We start from the raw sequence: 14560 nt of genomic DNA, 5'->3' as shown, positions 1-14560 counted from the left end.
GGCACGGGCCCCTTACCGATCCTGCTTGCGCAGCATCAGCAGCGTCGCGGCCAGGATGACTGGCACCGCCGCCAGCAGCGGCCAGAACGCGCTGCCCAGCGCGCCCGCGTCGAGTGCCTTGCTGAACACGCCCCGGCTGATGGTCAGGAAGTGCGTGGCCGGATACACGCGGCCGATCATCGCCCCCGCCCCCTCCAGCGACGACACCGGATTGAGCAGCCCCGCAAACTGCACGCACGGGATGATCGTGCCGATCATGGTGACAAACATGGCGGCAATCTGGCTTTGCGTGAAGGTGGAGGCAAACAGTCCGAAGCCCGTGGAGCACGTGACGAAGATCAGCGCCCCCAATGCAAGCGTCGCAAAGCTGCCCTTGATGGGCACGCCAAACACCGTCACGGCCAGCAGCGCCAGCAGCAGGAAGTTCAGCATCGCGAGCACGATGTACGGCGCCTGCTTGCCCAGCAGAAACTCCGCGCGCGTGACCGGCGTGACGTAGAAGTTGATGATGGAGCCCAGTTCCTTTTCCCGCACCACCGACAACGCCGCCAGCATGGCGGGAATCATCATCAGCAGCATCGGGATCACGGCGGGCACCATGGCGGGCAGGCTTCTTACGTCGGGGTTGTAGCGGTAGCGCGTTTCGATCGTGCTTGGCACCGCAAGCCGCAGCCCCAGCCGGTGCACGGCCGCATCTGCCAGCCAGAGCTGGTGGATGGCCTGCACGTAGCCGCGCACGGTTTCTGCGCGCGTGGGCATGGCGCCGTCCACCCAGGCACCGATCTGCACCGGCGCGCCACGCTCCAGGTCACGTGCAAAGCCCGGCGGGATCTCCACGGCCAGCGACAACTCGCCGTTGCGCATGCGACGGTCCAGTTCAGCGTAGTCGCGAATGGGGGGTTTCTCGATGAAGTAGCGCGAACCGGCCAGGTTGAGCGTGTAATCGCGCGAGAGCGCGGTCTGGTCTCGGTCAAGCACCGCGTAGGTCAGGTTTTCCACATCCAGGCTGATGCCGTATCCGATGATGAACATCAGGATGGCGGTGCCCAGCAGCGCGAGCGTGGCGCGCACGGGATCGCGGCGCAGTTCCAGCGCCTCACGCAGCGTATAGCTCAGGGCGCGCGCGAAACTGAAGTGCCGTCGGACAGGCGCAACGGCGGGCGCGCTGGCTGACACCGCCTGGGCGACGGGTGGCGCAGCCGCTTCGGCGGTCGCGCCGGAGGTGGCTTCGGAGGCTTCTCGCAGATAGGCAATGAACGCCTGCTCCAGCGTCTGCGTGCCGCGCGCGTGCACCAGTGCGGCCGGCGCGTCGCTCACCAGCACGCGGCCGGCATGCATGAGCGAGATGCGGTCGCAGCGCTCGGCCTCGTTCATGAAATGGGTGGAGATGAAGATCGTCACACGGTCCTGCCGCGCCAGATCGATCATCAGGCGCCAGAACATGTCGCGCGCAACCGGGTCCACGCCCGATGTCGGCTCGTCCAGGATCAGCAGTTCCGGCTTGTGCACCATGGCCACGGCCAGCGAGAGGCGTTGCCGCATGCCCAGCGGCAGACTCTCTGGCAGGCGGTCGGCCACCGCCTGCAAGCCGAAGCGGGCCAGCATCTCGGCCACGCGCGCCTCCACCTCCGGCTCGGGCACCTGGAACAGGCGCGCGTGCAGCACAAGGTTCTGGCGCACGGTCAGTTCGCCGTACAACGAGAACGCCTGCGACATGTAGCCGACGCGCCGGCGCGTATCGATGTCCTTCGGATTCACCTCGTGGCCGAACAGCCAAGCCTGCCCCTCGCTGGCGGGCAGCAGGCCGGTGAGCATCTTCATGGTGGTGGATTTACCACAGCCGTTGGAGCCCAGGAAGCCGAAGATCTCGCCACGGCGAATGCGGAAATCGACATGGTCGACCGCCACAAAGTCGCCAAAGCGCATGGTCAGCCCGCGCGCCTGTACCGCCACGTCGTCTTCTGCGCCGGCCACCAGCGGTGGTACCACCACGGCCTGGTGCCCCTGCCGGCGCGCCGGCGGCAGCAGCGCGATGAAGGCGGCCTCCAATGCATCGGTGCCCGTGCGGCTGCGCAGGCTGGCCGGCGTGCCGGTGGCAAGCACGCGCCCCGCATCCATGGCGACCAGCCAATCGAAACGCTCGGCCTCTTCCATGTAGGCAGTCGCAACCACCACGCTCATGCCCGGCCGCTCGGCACGAATACCGCCGATCAAGTCCCAGAACTGGCTGCGCGAGAGCGGGTCAACGCCGGTGGTTGGCTCATCGAGGATCAGCAGGTCGGGGTCGTGGATCAGCGCGCAGCACAGCGCCAGCTTCTGCTTCATGCCGCCCGACAGCTTGCCTGCCGGCCGCGACAGGAATGGCCGCAAGCCGGTGCTGGCCGTCAATGCATCGATGCGGCGGCGGCGCTCCGCCGCGTCATGGCCGAACAGGCGGCCGAAGAACTGCAGGTTCTCCTCGATCGACAGCGTGGGATAAAGGTTGCGCCCCAGCCCTTGCGGCATGTAAGCGATGCGCGGGCCGACCACCGCGCGCGCGCGGCGATCCGCCATGTCGCTGCCCAGCACGTGCACGGCGCCATCCTGCAAGGCACGCGCGCCGGCCACCAGAGCCAGCAGGCTCGACTTGCCCACCCCGTCGGGGCCGATCAGCCCCACCATGCAGCCTGCGGGCAGGTCGAGCGAGATGTCGTCCAGCGCCGGCGTCTTGCTGCGTCCGCGCCCATACCTCAGGCTCACGTGGGCAAGGCTTGCCACCGGCGGGTGCGCCAGCCATGCGGCGTCCACGCGAGGCGCTTGCGCGAACGTGCTCACTGCGGAACCCTGATCGCCAGGTTGGCCGGCCACTCGGCCTGCGGATCGAGCTTCAGCCAGGCCACCCCCGGCAACCCTGTCTTCACCAGCTTCAGATTCTTGCGCAGCAGGTCATGATCAATCTGCGCCTTGACGCGGAACATCAGCTTCTGCCGCTCGGTGGCGGTCTCCACGGTCTTGGGCGTGAACTGCGCCGTGCTGGCCACGAACGACACACGCGCCGGAATCACGTACTGCGGCGCGGCGTCCAACACGATACGTACCTCGCTGCCCATGGCAATACGGCCGGCATCGGTTTCGGGCACGAAGAAGGTCATGTAGACGTCGGACAGATCCACCAGATTGAGCAACCGCCCGCCACCGGCCAGCACCTCGCCAGGCTGGGCGATGCGGTATTGCACGCGCGCATCGCGCGGAGCCGTCAAGGCGCTGTCGTCAATGTCGGCCTTGATGCGCAGCACGGTCGCATCTGCCGCCTTGACGGTGGAATTGGCACCGGCCACCTGCGTGCGGGCCGCCGACACCGCAGCCTGCGCCGCTTCGGCCTGGGCGCGAGCGGCCACCAGCGCGGCTTTGGCGCTGCGCACGCGGGCGCGGTCGTCATCCAGCTCCTGCATCGACGAGGCGCCTTCGTGTGACAGCGTCTCCGAGCGCGCCAGACGGCGCTGCGCGGCATCCAGGTCGCTCTCGCGCAGCGCGATCTGCGCCAGCGCTGCCTGCCGGTCCGCCTCGCGTACGGCCACCTGGGCCTGCGCACTTGCCACGGCCGACACCGACTGCTGCTGCCGCGCCAGCGCTTCATCACGTTGGGCTTCCAGCGTCTGCACCTGCATGTGCGCAAGCGGCTGGCCGGCCGTCACGAAATCCCCCTCGTCTACCAGGATGTCCTGCACGCGGCCGGGGAGCTTGGTCGCCACGTCGATCTCGGTGGCCTCGATGCGGCCGTTGCCACTGGCGAAGCCCTTGCCGGGGCCGTCGTGCCGCAGGGTCTTCCATGCAAACAGGCCACCGGCCACCACCAGGGCGGCCAATAGCAGCGCAATCGATCGTTGTCGGGGGGTCGTCTTCATGGTGTTGCTTGGCCGGCCGCATGCACGAGCGATGCCGGGTTCCGTTGGGGGTTCGAAAGGGATACCGATGCGGCTTCGCTGGCCTGCGTGCCGCCGCCCAGCGCAGCATACAAACCCACGCGGCTGGACAGCAATGCGCGGCGCACCTGCACCACCTGCTGCTGCGCAGCCAGCAGATCGCGCTGCGCGTCGAGCACCTCCAGGTACGTCGATGAGCCGGCATCGAAGCGCAGTTGCGACAGCCGCGCGCGCTCGGTCTGCGCGGCCAGCGCGGTCTGCGCAATATCGAGTTGCTCGGCCAACCACTTGCGCGCGGACAGCGCGTCCGACACGTCTCGGAAAGCACTCTGCACAGTCTTCTCGTAGCCGGCCACCGCGAGGTCGCGGCGGGCTTCGGCCAGATCCAGGTTGCTGCGCAACTTGCCGCCTTCGAACAGCGGGATGCTGATGCTCGGCGCAAAGACCCAGGCACGGGTGCCGGGTGCAAACAGGTTGTCCAGTTCCGGGCTGACCGCGCCGTAGGCGCCGGTGAGCGTCACACGCGGAAAGAACGCCGCGCGAGCCGCGCCAATGTTGGCGTGCGCGGCGCGCAAGCGGTGTTCGGCGGCCACGATATCCGGGCGCTGCGTGAGCAGATCGGACGGCAAGCCGGCGCGCAGATCGGCCAGCATGCGGTGCTCATCCAGCGGTTCTGCCATTGGGGGGAAGTCGATGGGCTTGCCCACCAGCAGCGCCAGGCTGTGTGCCTGCGCGTCGCGGGCCTGCTGCAGTTGTGCCAGCAACGCTTGCGCCTGGGTCAGCAGGGTCTCGACCTGCGTCTGGTTCAGCCGCGAAGTCGCTCCCACCGCCACGCGGCGCGAGAAGATGCGTAGCGTTTCGGTGCGGCTGTCCACGGTCCGCCGCGCCAGCGCGATGCGCTCGTCCAGTTCACGCAGCACCAGGTAGCTGTCGGCCACTTGCGCGATCAACCCCAGTGCCACGGCGCGGCGCGCGGCATCGGAGGCCACGTAGTTCTCCAGCGCGGCATCGTTGAGGTTACGCACGCGCCCCCAGAAATCGATCTCCCAGCTCGAAACGCCTGCACCCACCTGATACTGGCTCACGCGCATGGACGTGCCGAACGGGCTCAGGTCGGCCGGAATGCCCAGGCGGTTGATGCCGGCCTGCGCGTTGAGGTGGGGAAACAAGTCCGCGCGCTGGATGCCAAACGCCGCGCGCGCCTCTTCCACACGCAGCACGGCCGTGCGCAGGTCACGGTTGTTTTCCAGCGCCTGCGTGATCAATGCCTGCAGGCGTGGCTCGGTGAAATACGCCTGCCAGCCGGTGGCTGCAGCGGGCAGGCCATCGCGGCCGTCGTCGGTGTCGTACTGCTGGGCGACGGGCAATGCCGGTGCCTCATAATGCGGCGCCATCGAGATGCAGCCCGACAGCGCCAGCAACGCGGTCATTGCGGCGGCGGCCATCAGCTTGGTGTGCTTGGCCGCGCGGCGATCCATCCATTCGAAGGCGAGCGAAGACACGACGGGCGCAGTGCGCATGATTGGGGGCGTAAAACGATTGCGTTGGTATACGAGGCATTAGATGCCAGCCGGGACCGTGCGCATTTGATGCATCTCAAGCGAAAGGAAGAGGCGGCGCTCTAGTCAGACTCTTGACCAGCGTCAGCCTCCTGGTGCACCGCAAGCGTACGCTGACAACTGAAAACAGGGCCGGAAACAGACACGAAGCAGGCCCGAAAAAGGGAAAAAAGGGAAATCATGCTGGAAGCACAACCAGACGAAGTGGTTGCCGCCACGCTGTGGGAGTTGGAAAAGGCCGTCAGCGCGGCACTGCCACCGAGTGCGCTCATCCAGGCGTCGCGCAGTGCGTGTGGCGGATACAACGTCCTGGCGCAATGGTCATTCGAGGGCTCGCATGGCAATCGGATGCCATGCACATTGGCATGTCATATCAGTGCCACCGAGGTACGGACCTATTGCGGCCTGAACCACCCCAAGCGGGAAGTGGCCTGCGCAAGCGTCGGCGCGTGGCTGCGCGCGGAACTGGAACGCAAGAGGCAAGCTGCACAGCTCTCGCCCGACACCGGCTTCGACATGCAGTGCGCCGCGCCGGCGGCGTGCTTTCGCGACGATGCCGAGCCCGTCCGGGTGACAACGCAGGACAAGGCGCACGACTTCGCGCTGTACCGGGGCGCGCCGCCGCCACGGCTGACATAATGCTTCGGCATCGGCCGGCTGGTCTATGGCCCCTACGGCACATCGCCAATGGCGGGCAGCCCAGCCAAGCCATCGCGCAACACCTCAACAAAACGCGCCAGCACCGGGTTGTCGTCCGCAGTGCGCCAGACGAACTCGACCGGGTAGGTCATGGTGAGGTCCGGGTGGTCGAGCAGGATGACGTCAGCCGGGCAGTGATAGGTCGACGCATCCGAGACGATCGAATAGCCCATGCCGGCGGCCACGAGCCCGAGGATGGTCGAGACGTCGCTGCCGATCTGCAGCGTACGCGGCGACAGCCCCGCCACATGACACTGGTGCGTGAGGAAATCGTTGTAGGCGGGTGCGATCTCGCGGCGGAACCAGATGCAGGGCTCATCCTGCAGATCCGCCAGCCGGTGCGGCGGCGACTCCGCGAGTGAGCTGTGCCGGTGCAGCGCAAGCTTGAGCCGGCAGTCGAACAGGCGCACCGCGCTGTAGGCAGGGTCGGCGGGGTTGCGCCAGGTCAGGTAGCCGCCGTCGAGACTGCCGCGGGCGATGCGCTCCAACTGCCGAGCCGCCAATGACGGCTCCAGCATCACCGTGACCCCGGGCACCGCGTGCTTGAACGCCTGCAGCGAGCGCAGGATCACCGGGTGCCAACTGTAGTTGGGCGCCACGCCCAGGCGCAGCGCACCCTGCTGGCCACGCGCGATGTGCGCAACGCGCTCACGCGCGGCCGCCAGCTCATCGAGCAATTGCTGCGCGTCCAGGCGGAACTGGGCGCCGGCGGTGGTCAGCTTCACGCCCTTGACGCCGCGTACGAACAGCGCGGCGCCCAGGCGCTCCTCCAGCTCCCGAACCTGTCGGCTGAGGGCCGGTTGCGCGATGTGCAGACGGCGCGCGGCCTCGGCCACGCTGCCCGACTCCGCAACGGCCAGAAAGTAACGCAGATGCCGGATTTCAATCATCTATACCTCACAGGCATATTGGCTATCGTTATTTTGTATTTTTTCATATATCACGCTGCCGTTTAAGCTTTCGCGCATAACCCAGAACAGGAGGAGTTCCCATGAACGGCAGCAATGTGCACGCAACGGCCGGCGTTTCGGCCGACGCACCGATGCGACGACGGGCCGTGGTCGCGGCATCCATCGGCAACGTGCTCGAGATTTACGACTTCATCGCCTTTGGCATCTTTGCGGTGCCGATTGCGCGCACCTTCTTTCCGGCCGGCAGCGACTTCGCCGCGCTGATCATGACGTTCATGACGTTTGCGGCCGGCTTCCTGGCTCGGCCGCTGGGCGCGCTGCTGCTGGGCCGCTATGCCGACCGCGTGGGCCGCAAGCGCGCGCTGAGCCTGACGCTGGTGCTGATGGCGCTGGGCACGCTGGTGCCGGCGGTGTGTCCGTCGTACGCGGCCATTGGCGTGGCTGCGCCGATCATCATCGTGCTGGGTCGCCTGGTGCAAGGCTTCTCGGCCGGCGGTGAAGTCGGCGGCGCGGTGGCCATGATGGTCGAGAACGCCGGCGGCAAACATCGCGGGCTGTACGGCTCGTTTCAGCAGATGTCCCAAGGCGGCGGGGTGCTGGTGGCGGGCCTGCTCGGCGTGTTCATGACCAGCGTGTTCACCGAGCAGCAGATCCTGGACGGCGGCTGGCGCCTGGCCTTCGTGTTTGGCGTGCTGATCGGGCCGGTGGGCTGGTACATCCGCCGCGCGATTCCCGAGACGGCGGAGTTTTCCGCCTCGCACGCCACGCGCACCGACGAGCGCCTGCTGTCTGGCCTCGCACGGCACAGCGGCCAGATCCTGATGGGCATCGGCGTGATGGTGTTCTGGACCATCGCCACCTACGTCTCCAACTACTTCACCACCTATGCGGTGCGCGAGCTGCACCTGAGCCTGCTGCAAAGCTACCTGGGACAGATCTCCTACGGCGTGACCATGCTGGTGGCCTGCCCGGCGTTCGGCGCGCTATCCGACCGCACTGGCCCGTTCAAGCTGATGGCCTTTGGCGCGGGGCTCTCGGCACTGCTGGCCTATCCGCTGTTCTGGGTGCTGGCCAAGCACCCGAGCCTGCCGATGCTGATCGTGGTGCAGGGCGTGATCGCACTGCTGCTCGCCAGCTATGCCGCGTGCGCCTCCCGCGTGCTCGCCGACATCTTCCCGGTGCACTTCCGCGCCACCGGCGTGGGCATCTCATATGCGCTGGGCGTAACCATCTTCGGCGGGCTGACGCCGCTGCTGGTCACCAGCCTGATCCACTGGACCGGCGACAAGCTGGTCGTCGGCCTCTACCTGTCATGCGCGGCCATCGTCAGCGCCGTGCTGCTGACCCTGTTCCGGCCTGCGCCGGCCGCGCAAGCCGCGGCCAAGGCCGGCACCTGATTCCCAGTACTCCGTAACCTTGGCCGGGCCGGCGGGCGCGCCCATGCGCCCATGCTGCCCGGCACGCTTTCCGCTGTAAGAACCATGACTGCAACGCCGGCCATCGCGGCCCTCAAACCCGAGCTCGTGCGCATCCGCCGCCAACTGCACGCACATCCCGAACTGCGCTTCGAAGAGGAACAGACCGCCGCGTTCGTGGCCGCCTACCTGGAAGACTGCGGTATCGAGGTCACGCGCGGCATCGGCGGGCACGGCGTGGTCGGCACGTGCAGGCGCGGCACGTCGGGCCGCGCGATCGCCCTGCGGGCCGACATGGACGCATTGCCCCTGCAGGAACTCAACGGCTTCACACATGCCTCGCAGCACGCGGGCAAGATGCACGCCTGCGGGCACGACGGCCACACCACCATGCTGCTGGGCGCGGCCCGGTACCTGGCCACGCATGGCGGCTTCGACGGCACCGTCCAGTTTGTCTTCCAGCCGGCGGAGGAAGGCGGCGCCGGCGCCAAGAAGATGCTCGACGATGGGCTGTTCGAACGCTTTCCGGCCGACGCCATCTTCGGCCTGCACAACTGGCCGGGGCTGCCGGCCGGCAGCTTTGGCGTACGGCCCGACGCCATCATGGCGTCCAGCAACACCTTTGAAGTGGAGATTCACGGCAGCGGCTCGCACGCCGCGCAGCCCCACCGCAGCATCGATCCCGTCATGGTGGCGGTGCAGATTGCGCAGGCGTGGCAGTCGATCGTCTCGCGCAATGTCGACCCGAACGCCGCCGCCGTGCTCTCCGTCACGCAGATCAACACCGGCACGGCCGTCAACGTGATTCCGGAAACGGCTGTGCTGCGCGGCACGGTGCGGACGTTCGACACTGCCGTGCTCGACCTGATCGAGCAGCGCATGCGCAGCATTGCCGACGGCATTGCAGGCGCCTTTGGGGCGGAGCTGCGCTTCGACTTCAACCGCATGTATCCGGCTGTGGTCAACCACCCGGCCGAAGCCGCACTGGCCGCCTCGGTCATGCGCGCCGTGGCCGGCATCGAATGCGTGGACGAGAACGTCGCGTGCAGCATGGCCTCGGAAGATTTCTCGTTCTTCCTGCAGCGCAAGCCGGGCTGCTACGCCTTCCTGGGCAACGGCCGGCTGCGTACGACGGCCGCGCCGACTACGCCGGCGAACGGCCACTCGTATCAGCTTCACAGCCCGTTGTATGACTTCAATGACGAGATTCTGGTGACGGGTGTGACGTACTGGGTGGAGTTGGCCAAGGCGTGGCTGCCGGTTGTGCAAAGCATGCCAACGCCGCCCGTTGCAGACGAAAAGAACGACCGGCTGCAAAGCATCGCTTGAAGATTGGCATCCTTCGCTATGCTGCGCATCGCAATCAGTCCTGCGCCAGCAGCGCCAGCTTCACCAGATCGACAATCCGGCCGCAATCCATCTTCAGCTTGAGATTGGCGATGTGCGATCGCACGGTGTGTTCGGAAATGCGGTTCTGGGCAGCCAGCTCGCACGGCGCGAGCCCCTGGGCAAGCCCGGCCAGAACCCTGGCCTCCGCTTTCGTGATCTCGAAGGTGGATTGTCCCCCCAAGGACGCCATACCGTATTCCATCAGGGCTCATGGTGTATGGAGTCCGGTGAACATGCATCACCCGATTGGGGTATGCGCGGCGTGCGCTCACGTGCCATGATCGGCGTTGTGGCGGGGTCTTGCGCCGCAGGGAGCGGGGATGAGCGAGAAGGGTGATATTCCGGCGCAGACACTGTCCAAGTTTATTGGCCTGATCTATGGCGCCGCGAGCGACGACGACTTGTGGCCCAGCCTGCTGCAGGCGCTGGCCGATCACCTGAAGCTCGATCGCTTTGTCGTGCTGGGGTATTCGGCCGGCATGCCCTATGCATTTGCCACCGCGCAGGCGATGCCCTCGCGCGCGTGTCGGCCGTCTTCATCGTGGCGGTCACGCCCCCGATCGAGCGCGTCGAGGACATCAAGGCCTATTCGGCGCACTTCCGCATGGGGCTCATGGTGGCGCGCTACATGCCAAACCTGCTGCCTCCCTTGCTGCATGTGGTGGTACGCAGCATCCGCAAGGATGTGTACCGGTACATCGAGTCCATCCTGAAATCGATGCCGGAAGTGGGCCAGCAGGTCTTCAAGCAAGCCGCCTTTCGCGAAAACTATGCACGGGAACTGCTGGCGGGCGTCAAACACGGCGGGCAGCACTTCGTGGTCGAGACGCTATTGAACGTGCACGGCTGGCAGGTGGACGGGCACCGCTTTGCGATGCCGGTCGAGTTCTTTCACGGCGCGCTGGACTGGCACGTTTCCATCCAGGCGGCGCGCGCGCTGGTGCGCCGCATCCCGGGAGCGCAGCTTCACGAGATTGAGGATGGAGGCCACTTTCTGATCTATTCGCACTGGCGGGAAGTCTTGCGGACCATTCGGGAGCGTCTGGCCTGCACCGTCTGACCCCGCGGCAGGCAGCCCGCCCCTAGCCCGCCCGCAGCAGATCGAGGTAGCGCGGCAGATCGATATTGCCGCCAGTGACGATTACGCCGATACGCGCCCCCTGGATGGGCAGGCCGCCGTAGCGCGCCGCCGCCAACCCGAGGCAGCCGGTGGGCTCCACCACCAGCTTCATGTCCTGCGCGAAGCGGCGCATGCATTCCACCAGCATGGCGTCTTCAACAGAGACGATGTCCGTCACGCCTTGCTGCAGCAACGCAAAGTTGAGTACCCCCAGATGCTGCGCGCGGGCGCCATCGGCAATTGTGTCTGGCGGGTCGATATGGACGATGCGGCCGGCACGCAGCGATTGCCGGCCGTGGTTGCCCGTCACCGGTTCGGCCCCAACCACTTTGCAGCCCGGCGCCAACGCGGCCGTCACCAGTGTCGCACCACCCAGCAGCCCACCACCGCCCTGGCTTGCGAACACCGCATCCAGCGGGCCGGCCTCTTCGATCAGCTCGCGCGTGACGGTGGCCTGCCCGGCAATCACATCGGCATGGTCATACGGCGGGACGAGCGTCAGGCCCTGCGTTTCGGACAGCTCGCGCGCAATGGCTTCGCGGTCGTCGGTGCAGCGATCGTAGAAGACGATGCTTGCGCCGCAGCGCCGGGCGGCATCCACCTTGGTCGCCTGGGCGTCGTGCGGCATCACCACCGTCACGGGAATGCCGAGCATCTGTCCGGCCAACGCCATGCCCAACGCATGGTTGCCGCCCGAGAACGCAACCGCGCCGCGCCGGCGTTGCCCGGCATCGAAACGCGCCAGCGCGTTGAATGCGCCCCGGAACTTGAAGGCACCGGTGCGCTGCAGGTTCTCGCACTTGAAGACCACCTGCGCGCCCACCCACGCGTCCATTGCGGGCGAGCGCAGCACCGGAGTGCGCAGCGCGTGGCCGGCCAGGCGCTCGCTGGCCGCAACCACGTCGCTCCAGCCAGGCAGCACGGGTGCCGTCACTCTGCGGCCTCGTCCGACGGATGCTTCCAGGCCGCCAGCGCTTCCGGTGACGGGGCCAAGCCGAGCACGATTCCGCGCGCGCTGATCGGCTGCTGGAACCAGCGCTTCTGCAGCGCGAGCACGTCTGGACTGGCGAACAGGGCAGCCAGCGTCTGATCCACCAGTGCCTTCCATTGCGGGTCGGCCTTGGAGAGCATCAGCGCGTTCTTCTCCACCGATAGCGTGGGACCGACCACTTCGTACTGCGTCGGATTCTTGGCGTTGGCGCGCAGGCCGTAGAGCACTACGTCGTCGAGCACAAAGGCCTGCGCGCGGCCCGTATCAAGCATCAGGAATGATTCGACGTGGTCCTTGGCGTAGACCTCGTTGTAGCCGTACCGGTCTTTGAGGCGGCGCACATGGCGGTCGCTGGTGGAGCCGGCGCTGGTCACCACCGTCTTGCCACGCATGTCGTCAAACGAGCGGATGCCCGAGTCCGTTCGCACCAGCATGCGCACGGCCGAGACGTAGTACGCGAGGCTGAAATCCACCTGCTTCTTGCGCTCGGCGGTGATGGTGTTCGGCGCGCAGTCGATGGCAACAAGACCGTTGACCACTGCGGGCACGCGGCTCTGCGCACTCAGGGGCAGCCAGCGCACCTTCAGTTCCGGCAGATTGAGCTTGCGTTGCGCCGCCTCTGCCACACGCAGGCACAGGTCGACCGCGTAGCCGGAAGGCTGTCCCTTGACGTCGGAGAACGAGAACGGCACCGCGCCCTCGCGATAACCCAGCGTGATCGTGCCCGACTGACGGATCTGATCGAGAATGGGCGACTGGCCCTGAGTCTGTGCCTGTGCCGATACGGCAGCGCCGAACGACAACGGCAACAGAAGCGCGGCAAGCGCACGCGGAACGGATGAAGCGATACGAGACAGCATGGTGATCCTTAACGAAACCGGCAAGGATAGCCACGCAGCCCGCATGCGAGAACGATCAAATGGCTATATGGGCATGCCTGCGGCGGCGTACGTGCTTATGCGGCGCACGCATATAAGCATTGGCGCAGCCGGCATCCTGCAGGAGAATCAACGTCACCTGCCGACCTCCTCCATAAGGAGCCTGTCATGTCGATCCTGATCCTGGGGTTGCTGATCTTTCTCGGTGCACATTCGGTCCGGATCTTTGCGGAAGGCTGGCGCAGGATGCAGATCGCGCAGATGGGCGAGAAGGGATGGAAAGTGGCGTATTCCATCGTGTCCATCGTTGGATTTGTGCTGATCATCCGGGGATACGGCATGGCGCGGCACCAACCTGTCGTGCTTTGGGCACCGCCGGCATGGGCGCCGCATCTTGCTGGTGGGCTCACGCTCGTGGCGTTCATCCTCTTCCTGGCGGCATACATCCCGGGCACGCACTTCAAGGCATGGCTCAAGCATCCGCAGGTTATCGGGGTCGCGCTGTGGGCATTCGCGCACCTGCTGGCCAACGCAACGCTGAACGCAGCCGTGTTGTTCGGGGCATTCCTCGTCTGGGCGCTCGTCGATTTTGCAGCGGCGCGACGGAGGGATCGCGCAGAAGGCATCGTCTATCCCGATGGCAGCCTCCCGCGCGATGTGATTCCGGTCGTGGTGGGCAGCGTCGCCTGGGTTGCATTCGCATTCTTCCTGCACGGGTGGTGGATTGGCGTGAAGCCGATGGGGTAAGGCATATGTCTTGCGTGCCACCTCGCCCACCGGCGCGCACTCAATCGCCCACCCTCGCTCCACTGCATCTGGAGAAAACCCATGGCCAGATCGACCTTTGTCTATGTCACATACATTCGCACCACGCCCGAGAAGCTGTGGTCGGCCCTGACCGATGCTGAGTTCATTCAGCGGTACTGGTTCGGCATGCGCTGTGAAAGCCAGTGGACAGCTGGGTCTTCCTGGAAGCTGGTGTCCGGCGACGGGCAGGTCTGGGATGCCGGCGAGATCGTCGAAGCCAAGCCGCCGCGGCGTCTGGTGATCCGCTGGCAGCATCAGAACAAGCCCGAGCTCACGGCGGAAGGCGCGTCGCTGTGCACGATAGAGCTGGAACCCAGCGCAGGCGCGGTCAAGCTTTCCATCACCCACAGCATCGAGCGCGAGCCTTCGAAGTTCATCGAGGCGGTGTCCGGCGGCTGGCCGAAGATCATGTCCAACCTCAAATCTTTGCTGGAGACCGGCGCCATCGCCCTGGAAGAGCCCTATCCCGCGCAGAGCGGCCGGTAGAAAGGCAACGGGAACGCCAGGGCCACTCTTTACGCCGCGCAAGCGGCAGCCTGGGCGGCCTCATTCCCGTTTCCATTTCTCGCCTCGTGCCGCACAGGCAGCGCAACGGCAAAGGTCGTACCCGGCCCTGGGTGCGTGACGACGTCAATGCGCCCCTGATGGTGTTTCACCATACCGTGGGAAACCGAGAGCCCCAGGCCGGTACCGTGGCCGACCGGCTTGGTGGTGAAGAACGGGTCGAAGATCTTGCCAAGCACCTCGGGCGTCATGCCGATGCCGTCATCAGAGATGGTTCTGACCGGACGGTACCGGGCTTACCTGCACGCACAGCGTCCTGTAGATTCCTACGTGATCAACGCCGCGTGTGGGTGAACGCTGCCGAGCCCGCAAGGGCCTGTTGAGC

The 14560-nt window shown here is 66.3% G+C and carries 13 protein-coding genes and 1 pseudogene; 6 read left to right on the top strand and 8 right to left on the bottom strand.

The features are described 5' to 3' along the window. Positions 1-12: 12 nt before the first annotated feature. Genes rbbA through B4F51_RS22170 form a run of 3 tightly spaced genes read right to left on the bottom strand, consistent with a single transcriptional unit; the run spans position 13 to position 5380 of the window. The gene (rbbA, locus tag B4F51_RS22180; RefSeq protein ID WP_414706811.1) at positions 13-2814 is read right to left on the bottom strand and encodes a ribosome-associated ATPase/putative transporter RbbA; all 2802 of its coding nucleotides are present in this window, start codon (positions 2812-2814) and stop codon (positions 13-15) included. After that, positions 2811-3884, bottom strand: a complete 1074-nt coding sequence (locus tag B4F51_RS22175) for an HlyD family secretion protein (protein WP_296228903.1) — start codon at positions 3882-3884, stop codon at positions 2811-2813. The genes rbbA and B4F51_RS22175 overlap by 4 nt, the downstream gene beginning before the upstream one ends. Further along, positions 3881-5380 carry an efflux transporter outer membrane subunit gene (locus B4F51_RS22170; RefSeq protein ID WP_296229142.1) on the bottom strand — a complete coding sequence of 500 codons (1500 nt, stop codon included), beginning with the start codon at positions 5378-5380 and terminating at the stop codon, positions 3881-3883. Before B4F51_RS22170 ends, B4F51_RS22175 begins: the two co-directional genes overlap by 4 nt. A 261-nt stretch (positions 5381-5641) precedes the next feature. On the opposite strand from B4F51_RS22170, the gene B4F51_RS22165 reads away from it, so the two are divergent. Further along, entirely contained in the window at positions 5642-6100 is a 459-nt protein-coding gene (locus B4F51_RS22165) for a hypothetical protein (protein ID WP_296228902.1), read from the top strand. A gap of 32 nt (positions 6101-6132) precedes the next feature. Here B4F51_RS22165 and B4F51_RS22160 read toward each other — a convergent pair whose 3' ends face one another. Then, entirely contained in the window at positions 6133-7050 is a 918-nt protein-coding gene (locus B4F51_RS22160) for a LysR family transcriptional regulator (RefSeq protein ID WP_296228900.1), read from the bottom strand. Between the two features lie 101 nt (positions 7051-7151). Here B4F51_RS22160 and B4F51_RS22155 point away from each other — a divergent pair, with 101 nt between their 5' ends. Both B4F51_RS22155 and B4F51_RS22150 read left to right on the top strand, forming a co-directional pair. Next, positions 7152-8468, top strand: coding sequence for an MFS transporter (locus B4F51_RS22155; protein ID WP_296228898.1), 1317 nt, complete (start codon positions 7152-7154; stop codon positions 8466-8468). Positions 8469-8552: 84 nt separating this feature from the next. Beyond that, positions 8553-9815: a M20 aminoacylase family protein gene (locus B4F51_RS22150; protein WP_296228896.1), complete on the top strand. Its 1263-nt coding sequence runs from the start codon at positions 8553-8555 to the stop codon at positions 9813-9815. Positions 9816-9849: 34 nt separating this feature from the next. Here the strand turns inward: B4F51_RS22150 and B4F51_RS22145 are convergent, their stop codons facing one another. Next, positions 9850-10077, bottom strand: coding sequence for a LuxR C-terminal-related transcriptional regulator (locus B4F51_RS22145; RefSeq protein WP_296228895.1), 228 nt, complete (start codon positions 10075-10077; stop codon positions 9850-9852). A gap of 321 nt (positions 10078-10398) precedes the next feature. Here B4F51_RS22145 and B4F51_RS22140 point away from each other — a divergent pair, with 321 nt between their 5' ends. Continuing rightward, positions 10399-10935: an alpha/beta fold hydrolase gene (locus B4F51_RS22140; protein WP_296228893.1), complete on the top strand. Its 537-nt coding sequence runs from the start codon at positions 10399-10401 to the stop codon at positions 10933-10935. A gap of 22 nt (positions 10936-10957) precedes the next feature. Here the strand turns inward: B4F51_RS22140 and B4F51_RS22135 are convergent, their stop codons facing one another. Together B4F51_RS22135 and B4F51_RS22130 are read right to left on the bottom strand one after the other, a co-directional pair. Further along, the gene (locus B4F51_RS22135) at positions 10958-11929 is read right to left on the bottom strand and encodes a threo-3-hydroxy-L-aspartate ammonia-lyase (protein ID WP_296228891.1); all 972 of its coding nucleotides are present in this window, start codon (positions 11927-11929) and stop codon (positions 10958-10960) included. Beyond that, a complete protein-coding gene (locus B4F51_RS22130) occupies positions 11926-12846 on the bottom strand; it encodes an amino acid ABC transporter substrate-binding protein (protein WP_296228890.1) in 921 nt (306 codons plus the stop codon). The genes B4F51_RS22135 and B4F51_RS22130 overlap by 4 nt, the downstream gene beginning before the upstream one ends. A 186-nt stretch (positions 12847-13032) precedes the next feature. Here B4F51_RS22130 and B4F51_RS22125 point away from each other — a divergent pair, with 186 nt between their 5' ends. Continuing rightward, the gene (locus B4F51_RS22125) at positions 13033-13611 is read left to right on the top strand and encodes an NnrU family protein (protein ID WP_296228889.1); all 579 of its coding nucleotides are present in this window, start codon (positions 13033-13035) and stop codon (positions 13609-13611) included. 81 nt (positions 13612-13692) lie between these two features. Beyond that, a complete protein-coding gene (locus B4F51_RS22120; RefSeq protein WP_296228888.1) occupies positions 13693-14157 on the top strand; it encodes an SRPBCC family protein in 465 nt (154 codons plus the stop codon). 29 nt (positions 14158-14186) lie between these two features. On the opposite strand, the pseudogene B4F51_RS22115 reads toward B4F51_RS22120, so the two are convergent. Then, positions 14187-14447: pseudogene (locus B4F51_RS22115) on the bottom strand (sensor histidine kinase); the annotation flags it as partial. Positions 14448-14560: the final 113 nt, after the last annotated feature.

This window comes from Ralstonia sp. UBA689 (assembly GCF_002298975.1).
Taxonomy (GTDB): Bacteria; Pseudomonadota; Gammaproteobacteria; order Burkholderiales; family Burkholderiaceae; genus Ralstonia.
Note: the sequence above shows the minus strand (reverse complement) of the source record. Positions and strands in the feature narration are given on the sequence as shown.